15 protein-coding genes are annotated in these 9523 nt (G+C 42.1%); 1 reads left to right on the top strand and 14 read right to left on the bottom strand.

The window, feature by feature from the left end; genetic code table 11:
• Positions 1-799: NmrA family NAD(P)-binding protein (locus tag VK541_RS18615; RefSeq protein WP_324371896.1), on the top strand; the 799-nt coding region annotated here is incomplete at its 5' end.
• A 6-nt stretch (positions 800-805) separates the two neighbouring features.
• On the opposite strand, the gene VK541_RS18610 is transcribed toward VK541_RS18615, so the two are convergent.
• The 14 genes from VK541_RS18610 to VK541_RS18565 all read right to left on the bottom strand — a co-directional run.
• On the bottom strand, positions 806-1339 hold the full coding sequence (locus tag VK541_RS18610) for a hypothetical protein (protein WP_324371895.1): 534 nt from the start codon (positions 1337-1339) through the stop codon (positions 806-808).
• 434 nt (positions 1340-1773) lie between these two features.
• Positions 1774-1992 (bottom strand): hypothetical protein, encoded by a 219-nt coding sequence (locus VK541_RS18605; protein WP_324371894.1) that lies wholly within the window; start codon positions 1990-1992, stop codon positions 1774-1776.
• Positions 1993-2261: 269 nt separating this feature from the next.
• Positions 2262-2813, bottom strand: a complete 552-nt coding sequence (locus VK541_RS18600; RefSeq protein ID WP_324371893.1) for a hypothetical protein — start codon at positions 2811-2813, stop codon at positions 2262-2264.
• A 96-nt stretch (positions 2814-2909) separates the two neighbouring features.
• Positions 2910-3005, bottom strand: coding sequence for a hypothetical protein (locus VK541_RS25870; protein WP_414692630.1), 96 nt, complete (start codon positions 3003-3005; stop codon positions 2910-2912).
• A gap of 416 nt (positions 3006-3421) precedes the next feature.
• Positions 3422-3547 (bottom strand): DUF6934 family protein, encoded by a 126-nt coding sequence (locus VK541_RS25865; protein WP_414692629.1) that lies wholly within the window; start codon positions 3545-3547, stop codon positions 3422-3424.
• A complete protein-coding gene (locus VK541_RS25860; protein ID WP_414692628.1) occupies positions 3525-3800 on the bottom strand; it encodes a DUF6934 family protein in 276 nt (91 codons plus the stop codon). The genes VK541_RS25865 and VK541_RS25860 overlap by 23 nt, the downstream gene beginning before the upstream one ends.
• A 261-nt stretch (positions 3801-4061) precedes the next feature.
• On the bottom strand, positions 4062-4703 hold the full coding sequence (locus VK541_RS18595; protein ID WP_324371892.1) for a DUF6266 family protein: 642 nt from the start codon (positions 4701-4703) through the stop codon (positions 4062-4064).
• Positions 4690-5232: a CHAP domain-containing protein gene (locus VK541_RS18590; RefSeq protein ID WP_324371891.1), complete on the bottom strand. Its 543-nt coding sequence runs from the start codon at positions 5230-5232 to the stop codon at positions 4690-4692. Before VK541_RS18590 ends, VK541_RS18595 begins: the two co-directional genes overlap by 14 nt.
• On the bottom strand, positions 5151-5528 hold the full coding sequence (locus tag VK541_RS18585) for a hypothetical protein (RefSeq protein WP_324371890.1): 378 nt from the start codon (positions 5526-5528) through the stop codon (positions 5151-5153). The genes VK541_RS18590 and VK541_RS18585 overlap by 82 nt, the downstream gene beginning before the upstream one ends.
• 452 nt (positions 5529-5980) lie before the next feature.
• Positions 5981-6328, bottom strand: coding sequence for a hypothetical protein (locus tag VK541_RS25760; protein ID WP_349254767.1), 348 nt, complete (start codon positions 6326-6328; stop codon positions 5981-5983).
• Positions 6294-6767, bottom strand: a complete 474-nt coding sequence (locus VK541_RS25755; protein ID WP_349254766.1) for an ORF6N domain-containing protein — start codon at positions 6765-6767, stop codon at positions 6294-6296. The genes VK541_RS25760 and VK541_RS25755 overlap by 35 nt, the downstream gene beginning before the upstream one ends.
• A gap of 516 nt (positions 6768-7283) precedes the next feature.
• Entirely contained in the window at positions 7284-7934 is a 651-nt protein-coding gene (locus tag VK541_RS18575) for a DUF6266 family protein (RefSeq protein ID WP_324371889.1), read from the bottom strand.
• Positions 7935-8273: 339 nt separating this feature from the next.
• On the bottom strand, positions 8274-8642 hold the full coding sequence (locus VK541_RS18570) for a hypothetical protein (RefSeq protein WP_324371887.1): 369 nt from the start codon (positions 8640-8642) through the stop codon (positions 8274-8276).
• A 281-nt stretch (positions 8643-8923) separates the two neighbouring features.
• The coding region (locus VK541_RS18565) for a glycoside hydrolase family 16 protein (RefSeq protein ID WP_324371885.1) at positions 8924-9523 on the bottom strand (600 nt) is incomplete at its 5' end.

The following is a 9523-nucleotide window of genomic DNA, read 5'->3' as shown; positions in this document are numbered from 1 at the left end:
TGCAAAGGGGGCTGAACTAGTCAACATTCCACTTGATCTTGGCTTTCAGCCCGAATATACTGAAGCTTTTCGAGGCTCGAATGGCATTTTCTTCATGACCCCGGGTATTGCGCCGCCTGATACCCACGAATTCGACCTGGGCAGACAATTGGCAGATGCGGCGGTCGCCGCAGGTGTGCGGCAGCTCATCTTCAGCAGTCTGGAAAATGTTAAACGGATTACCGGCGGGACGAAGTACGCTCCGCATTTTACGGACAAAGCGAAAATCGAGGAATATGTCCGTACGCTGCCCGTCAGCAGCGCTTTCATTCAAATGGCCTTTTTCTTTACCAACTTGCCGGAATTTTATACGCCGGTTCCGGACGGTGACACTTTGTTGTTCCCTATTTATTTGCCGGAAGATTTCCGTGCCCCATTTGTCGATCCGCGTACCGCGACTGGTGCGGCCGTGCTGGAGATCTTTGATAATTTTGAACAATATGAGGGGCTTTCCCTTCCCGTTGTCGGTGATCTGATCACACCACAGGAAATGGTCGAAACTTTTTCACGGGTGACGGGTAAAAAAGCAGCCTATCGTTCCGCTTATAGCCGGGAGGACTTCCTGTACTATTTCCCTGATTTTCAATCAAATGTTCTTTTGGTAGATGAAATTATAGGCATGGTGGAGTATGCCGTCGAGTATGGTTATTTCGGTTCAAACCGCGACTTGCAATGGAGCAGATCCATCAATCCTGATACCTTGAACTGGGAACAGTTTTTACGGAAAACCAGCTGGCACCTAAACTCACAAAAAGGGTGATAGAAATTATCTGGAAGCAGCTCCTCTGATGCGAATTTGATGCTGCTTTTCCAAATTCTCTTTGGACCTGGTTAAGATCTGAACAATTGCCAGTTTATTTTCTTTCAAAAACGGGCTGGACTCCGGATGTACAACATGAATACTCAGGATGTAATTTTCGTCCAGTGTGGTTTCCTCATCAGTGAACAGCGTACCGTCAATGGTATATAGAAATTTAGAAACAGCTGACTTAACATATTTGTCGCTGACCTGTTTCAAACTTAGGAAGTTGCGTTCGATCCTTTTTTTCAGGTTGATATATATTTTCCCGCCTGCACTGTCTTCCGCTACAGTAATTGAGGCAATTTCATCTTGGCCGATGCCTCCTGTATAAACTTTCTTACTAACTGGCACACTATCAATATAATAAGTTGGCTGTACCGGAGTCTTATTTACAGTTGAGGAATAAGTCACTTTAATGCTGTCTTTTGGCGTCTGTGCCTGTACCATGACCGATATGATCAGGCACGATATTGTTGCGAATAAGAATTTCTTATACATGGCTATAGATTTAGATAGCAGTAAGTTAACGTTTTTTTGGTTTTCTGCCAAATTGGTTGCTTCGTTATTAACTTTGCCAGCTAAATGATGTACTGCTATAGCAGGACTAGCTTAGCTCTTCTGCGCTAGTCCTGCGCTTATCGGGCATAGCTTCTGCGGTTAGAGAGGTACTTTTAACCGCAGGAGGTATGGAGAACTTATGGAGATTAAAAGAGGGTGAATATATGTGTATGTTCCCACCCCCATCGTTTCTCCCCAAGAGTGAGCGGCCTGGATCTATTGTTTATCGTACACAAACTTCCTTATATTCTTGCCGGCGTTAACCTGGACCGACATAGACTTACCATCATTGATCAACTTCCAAACCTCTCTTACTTTAACATCTGGTTCCTTACCTTTTGTATAGAAGGATTTAAGCGAGTTGACAATGATAGTTAGACCATCATCTGACCACCAGCTAGAAAGTCTTTATATCCGGTTATTTTCATTGTATTAGAAAACATGCCATCACCTTCCCCGAATATACACACAGGAAACTGCCCGGCAAGTTCGCTTTTCGACTTGTTTAATTTCCATTCGCCATAAAAGCTAGCGCGATGAGCGCCATTTTTTAGCTGAGCCACTACAGGTAAACAAACTACTACAGTCAGCATAAGAGTCAGGCTGGATAAAACGTTTCTTTTATGTTCACTGCTAACAGATGCCTTAGCCAGTCATCATATCACTAATATAGCAATTGCCTTTGCCCCGTTATGTGAACTCCCTTGGTACAACGTTGACAAAAATCAAAGTGCTCCAATCTGCGTGTTCGAGGTCCGTCTAACCAAAAACAGCTTTCTATAACTTAAATGAGAACGTTAAAATAGATTGCTATTCTCGAGCGTTGACATTACCGATCATCAGCACAGTCAATTCCAAAACCTTAAAATAAAAAGCCGAATTTTAACGTGCCAGTAGGATAGCGTTCATTATAAAATCTCGCTTTGTTGTTCTGTTGACTATATCCCAGGCTCGTCTGAAAAGCAGTTTTGCCTCCGAGGGAAAATTTATATCCCACGCCAGCACCCATATTTATCCCTTTCAGGAAATTGTCGTTGATCTGTATGGAGTGACCAAAGTCCGCATAAGCAAAAGGAGTATTTTTTTCATTTTTCAAGTAATATCTAGCGTCTCCAAAAATCTGAAAAGCACTCTCATGAAAAAATCCGGCGTTGGGTATTTTATAACCTTCCAGAGCTAAACCGACTCCAACAGAAAATTTTTCCGTTAGGAAGATACCGTTTATAGTTCTAAGACTTAAGACCTGCGCAAAATTACCGCCTTGCGGGCTGTATTTCCATCTTTGGGTCCCCATGTGATAGCCAAACTCGGTAATATTAAAATAGCTGCCTTTTGACCTGGCATTTTCCTGCGCCATCACACGCTGTGTGATGAATGTAATTAATAATAGTGTAATAACTTTAAGTGTTTTCATAATGTTTATTTATGTTAGAAATTAATTTACTACACTAAGTTATCAACTTAATGAATACTGTTAAAATGATTAACTTATTTTAACATTTAATTTATCTCATCCATACTCATCCTCTACCCAATTGCCCCTGGCGTGGCTACCAAACAGGATTACCTTCTCAGGATTTGCTTCTTCCCTGATGATTTTGAGGATTTCATCGAATTCCTTTTGCTTGATTTCAGGAACATTGGATAGCGATGTTTTTCATACACTCCTAAGATATTCAATATGGGAGATGTAACACAATCAGCAGATTAATTTTGCTAATTGGGGTAATAGAAGAAACAGTAAAGAATGGTGATCTTAAGCAGCGTGCCCTGAAGTACTACAGGGATATTGTTTTGTGGAAGAATAATTTTCCGGTCCCTATTTCTTTAAATGATCAGGTAACTTCACCTTACTCATAAATTGTTTTGCTTGTTCTACTTTTTTTATAACAAAAGGATCATTAGCGTAGTTCCGGTCACTGGAAACTACAGTTACTTTGGAATAATCTTTTCCTGAAATTCTCACATTTTTAGCCGTCGGCATATTTTCCTCCTTCGTTTTCGTATATCAAATATATTGTATTATTTCCTTTTTACCAAGAATGCCTGGTAGTTGACATTTCTTTTGAACTTGAATAATTCTGTCCCAATGGCACCATAAACACTAAATTCTGCACTAATTTCATCAAGTAGTCTGCTTATACTCATTTGATACAACCTGGTTCTGGGTAGGGTGCTTCCAGTTGCATAGATTAGATGGTTTCCATGTACTATTCACGGTGTCACAAATTATTCCTGTGTTGGGATTTTCATCTCCAAAAGCCAAATTATAGATTAAAGGATTTTCCTGGAATAAGGAATAAATAACCACTTTCTTAATCTTACCATTTGGCCCATCGCTATAAAACGAATAAGTTTGAAAATCACTACTTGCCTGAAAGGGATATTGTGGTAGATTCATTAAAAATTTCTGGCAAATATTTATGGGCTATTGGTGTTTGATGTCCTTCCGTAATAATATAATCGGGCGTATCCATTCTCGGTGTTTGATGCAAAAATAAGTAGAATATCTCATAATACATATTTTAATTTTCTTTTTACAATATTATATAGTCAAATAAATTAACAATCATACCTAATTTTGTAATATTACCCAATATTTTGTTTTGATGTCAGGTTAAATGGAGGTCGCAAATTGCGATCTCCAATTCTCAAATTCTGTTCAAACCACCACCACTTCGCCCAAATACTGACTCGTACTCACCTTATCCCCTTTTTCATTAGTAAAGAACATATAACAATGAACCGCATCACCGGCAAACCCTTCCGGCAGTTGCAATAACACCTGCCGGTGAGCTCGCAGCGCACAATAGACAAAGCTTACAAACAGTTGCTTATCAGGATTATATAAAATAAAAATCGCCCGGTCGCTGCCAGAATTATAAACACTCTCCGCAATATTGTCCCAGCTGATCCGCAGCATTGCATCGCCCAAAGCGACCAGCTCCTTAATTAGGGACAGCAGCAACTCGCCAACACTAAAAATTGCTTTAGAAAACTCGATTTCAAAGTCCGGAGCCTCACCTTTCACAGCTTCCTTCATGTGATAGCCAATAGCCGCATTGAGCGGCGTTTTTCGTTTCTTAAACACCTGATATCCGAGGTTAATGACAGACCATAAAGGCTTGAGCCAATTTACCACCAAAGCAAACAAAACACGCTGGTTGATCTGCGCCTCAGACCATATTACTTTCGAGGTATCAGCTACACCTCTCACATAATCAATCCCTCTCCAGCTCGCGCCAACGACTGTTCCTACTTTTCCGCGAAAAGCTCCATTAATTCCATTCTTATATCTTGCCATTACCTAACCAATTTGAATATTTACTGATTGTCCTCTTATGCCTTAACCTGCGAAACACACCCGTTCCCTCTCTGCCACCTTCCGGCCCCGTATTCCCCTCAATCGTCTGGATCCATTCCCCCCTCACCACCTCAACAAAACCTACATGACCAATCCTTTTCAACTCTGGAAAATAAATCCCAAACACCAACCCGCGCTCGTCATTGCGAGGCATCGAAGCAATCTCCACCACCCTATCTTTCGGAAACAAAGCCGGAGACCACGCCGTTCTCGGCTCCTTATACCCCGCCTGACCAAAGCACCAACTCACAAAGCTGGCACAATAAGGAGCCGGAACTATAATTCCCGTATAAGCCAAATACTCAGCAACCCTTTTCCCGCCATTCTGTCCCACTTCCCTAACACCAACCTCTGCCCTGGCAATCTCTAACACGTCATGCCCTCTTCCTACACCACCGCCGCCAGGCAACCCACTCCCGCCAACAACAACAGCGCAAATGAAGCCCAGTAAAACATGACTTGCTGCCATTCTACCATCCTCCTATAATAAATCACCAATACCTCAATCCCCGGCAAACCAACCCGGTTCCAAAACCTGTTCAACAACCACCAAACCAACTCCAGCAAGATCAAAAAGCTGATCAAACTCAGCACCACCATCAGCGGCACACTCTCATTTATCCCCGCAGTCATCTCCGGGCTACTCCAAAACTCCGTCACCACACCCCACAACACCATCAAGACCACCAACAACCGGTGCTCTTTTTTAATCCCCATCAAGAGATTAAGGAGGTACAACCCCCTGTTTATTATCAATGTTTTCATATCATTTTCTTTTTTATGCACCATACTTTACTTTAAAGCGATCGTCATCCTGACCTGGAGCGCAGCGGAAAGCTACGCAGTAAATTCATTTCAGGATCCCGGCCTTGCTATTCACATTATGTCGATTAGCCTTTCTCTTCCGGATGCTGAGATAACGGCTTTAGCCCTCTTGAAGACAAAAATCAATGAGAACTACTGAAAAAATTCAGCATGACGACCGCCTTAATTAACGAAACGCTTAACCTCCCTGCTTTTCCTTTAAAACTGGTGACTCCGATGTGCATTGTTTTATGCGCTTCTTCAGCGCCTTAAACCAACCGAAGGGCGCTCTACGAGACCAAAAATCAATTGATACTTCGAGTAAAACACGAGCGCTAGAGGAGTTCACCAGTTTTAACCTTACATGATGACCGTCGCATCCACATAAAATCGTTGTTAGAAAAGTTATCATTTCAGAGCTTACTTAGCAAACCCAGAGCAGACATTTCCATTTTCGAAAAAGCAAACCACTTGGTTCCCAAATCCTTTAACGAAGCCCCAATATGATACACACTTGTACCATCAATAATCAAAAACCGGTCATGCGCATTTTTAAATTGTTTAATGATAACCGGATCATATTGCTGGTCATGCTTCTTTTTGTCCAGCAATAATTGCTTACTGATGTCTTTAGTATAAATCGTCAAAGAAACACCCTTGGCACGTTTGGTAAACAAATTCAAAACCGTCTCGTCAACATAGTTGTCAATCAATACAATGGAGCTTTTAGCAGTCCTGATCAAATTTTTTATTTGTTTCATACTGCAGAATAATATGCTTCTGCTCTACATTATCCAATCTGATAAGCACCTCAGAATTTTCCCTTAAAAATCTGCGCATCTCCACAAAAGCATTCATAATTTGAATACTAACTGTTATAGCTGTATCACTGCGTAATGCGGTAGACAGCATTGCTATTCCTTGCTCTGTGAACACATAGGGCAAAATACGTAAGCCCATCTTTTCGTTATTGGGTATCACAGATTGTGATACCCAATTTTTAAACTCCACATCATCTAGCCGAAACATAAATTCCTGAGGAAATCTTTTGATATTCCGCTTGACTGCTTGGTTAAGACTTCTTGTTTCCAAACCAAAAAGTTCCGCTAGGTCTCTATCTATCATTACCTGCTTGTCGCGAAAAATATATATTTTCGATTGGATGGCCTCACTTTCAAAAGCCTTTTGTATTTCTGTCATAATAAGCTAGTTGTTACTAGCAAATATAACTAAAACCACACAAATTAACCAATAAGAAATATTTTGTATTAATTATCAATAATTTGAAATCATTTCCAATTTTCTGAGACCTACTACTTTTTCTAACAACAATTTTCAAAGAACATTTCAGCGGGCATCTGCCCACCTATTTATTTTCTTTCTTTTTTATGCACCATACTTTACTTTAAAGCGATCGTCATCCTGACCTGGAGCGCAGCGGAAAGCTACGCAGTAAATTCATTTCAGGATCCCAGCCTTGCTATTCACATTATGTCGATTAGCCTTTCTCTTCCGGATGCTGAGATAACGGCTTTAGCCCTCTTGAAGACAAAAATCAATGAGAACTACTGAAAAAATTCAGCATGACGACCGCCTAATTAACGAAACGCTTAACCTCCCTGCTTTTCCTTTAAAACTGGTGACTCCGATGCGCATTATTTTTATGTGCGAAGCACCTTAAAAATGCAGCGCTAGAGGAGTTCACCAGTTTTAACCCTACATGATTACCGTCGCATCCAGATAAACCGAGTCAGAAACTACCTTCCCATCAGCCTTCACAAAAAACGCCCAGATATGCACATTATCGCCCGACCAGGTAGCCGGAACCACCATGTCATAACTCAAAGCAGACCTTACCGCCGCACCCACCTTCTTCGCAAAACTCTGCTTCGACGGATTGTACACTACAAACGACACCTTGTCCGTACTGTTCGTATTCAGCGGGTCAGCCACATCAGCATTGTTCAGCCAGCTAAAATCCAGCTGCGCATCCTCCGTCGTCGCCACAGTGATCTCCGGCGCATCCAGCAAATTACCCCTGCTCAACACAAACTCCGGATAATCAATCGAAATCGAAGGATAAACCCCCGTAACCGCATTCTCAATGTTCAGACTGAAAGCCGCATTGTCCGGCGTCTGCCCCACACGATAAGCCTGAAAACCAATCCTGATGATATCAGAAACCTCACGGGAAAACCCCCTCATCAACGCAAACGTGTCCCTTTGCTTCATCTGCGCCAGCGTCGGCGGCTTACTAGACTTCTTCGGCCTGCTCCGCATCACATCAATCCCATTCCAGGTTGCACCAACAACACTACCAACCAATCCTGAAAATGCTCCCAAGATCCCTTTTAAATATTTACCCATTCTTTTATAAAATTTAATCTTCTTTCACATTCTGAACTTATGTCAAAACCCTTATTTCTTTTGCGGTCGTCATACTGAGTGTTTACTCCCGAACTAGCTTCGGGATATCTCAGCTTCCCCGCCTTTGCTTGCTTGCTACATAATTACCCCCTTCCTTTTTTTCTTCCCACTTCCCCCTCTGTTTGACCATTGCTGTATGTCAGATTGTACTGTCTTTTGTTTCGCAAAAAATTCAGTACCTCAGCGGCTTTAAAAATGGTGACTCTGATGGGCATTGGTTTCATGCGCCCTTCAGCGCCTTGAAACCCGAGCCCTAGAGGAGCTCACCATTTTTAACCGTCACTGAATTTTTTCAAAAGACCTCAATCTCCGAACAGCCCTGTCAAACTCCCCCACACCACCATCCCAGCAGAAATCCGTAAATACCCCGTCATCCTTACCTTTATACCAAAGCTGCACCGCCACAACCCTGTTCACACACCGTACCTCCAGCAACCACTCATTACCATGAATATCAAACAGCTCAAACCAGCTCACCTTACCACCCCCGGCAATAACCGCTAGCCTCAGCTGCTCGAGACCAGCCACCAGCCTCATTCCATCCAGCATCCCCTCGATCCTGAACTCCCCATCCTCACTCTTAAAGACCAAATTAGAAGTGCGTTTACTCTTCCTGTAAACCATCAATTGTAATATCTTTTGTACCATATATCCGATTATTATAATACAAAAATAGCCCTCCTTGCAGAGGGCTACTTTCCACTATTGGACTGTATAACCATTAATTTTGGAACCAGCAAATTCCAAAAATGGAACTCACTTAGCTACTATACCCGCTCGGGTATCTTGACCTTTACATTCATTATGATAGACAAGCCCTTTCTGTCTAAAAAATACAAAGAGCAATACAAGAAGATTTGGCTGGAGAGAACAGCAAGATTACAAAAGTAGCCCTCCTTGCAGAGGGCTACTGCAGAGAAATAATACCATTATCGATAAACCCTTACATAATCAACCTCATACTTTAAAGGCAGTATATCATCGTCCAATGGCCCACCCAGATTGCCTTTTCGGCCCAGCGCCAGGTTAAGCAACAGGTAAAAATCTTTTCTAAAAAGATTCTCATTTTCTTTATCTGCCTTTTCCAGATCGAATACAAAGTATTTGAGGTCATCGTAATAGAATTCAATCCTGTCCGCATTCCAATCTATCGCATACACATGAAAATCCTCATAAGGTTTGCCCACAACGGGTTTCTCTCCTTCATGTTTATACTTACCCCCAGCATCTGCAAAATGCACGGTGCCATACACCTGGGTGGAATCCTTTCCTACATATTCAAGAATATCTATTTCCCCGCAATCCGGCCATTTCACCGGACCCCGGTTGGTACCCAGCATCCAGATCGCCGGCCAGCCGCCAGCACCTTTATAGACTTTGGCCCTAACTTCTATTCTGCCGTATTTAAAATGCTGTTTGCCGAGGGTAATCAAGCTTGCCGAGGTATAATCTGCCTCTTTATATTTTTCCTTCTTAGCCTCAATGGTTAATATGCCATTTTCTACGTGTGCATTATCCAGTCTTTTATT

The sequence above is a fragment of the Pedobacter sp. genome (genome assembly GCF_035317785.1).
GTDB lineage: Bacteria > Bacteroidota > Bacteroidia > Sphingobacteriales > Sphingobacteriaceae > Pedobacter.
Note: the sequence above shows the minus strand (reverse complement) of the source record. Positions and strands in the feature narration are given on the sequence as shown.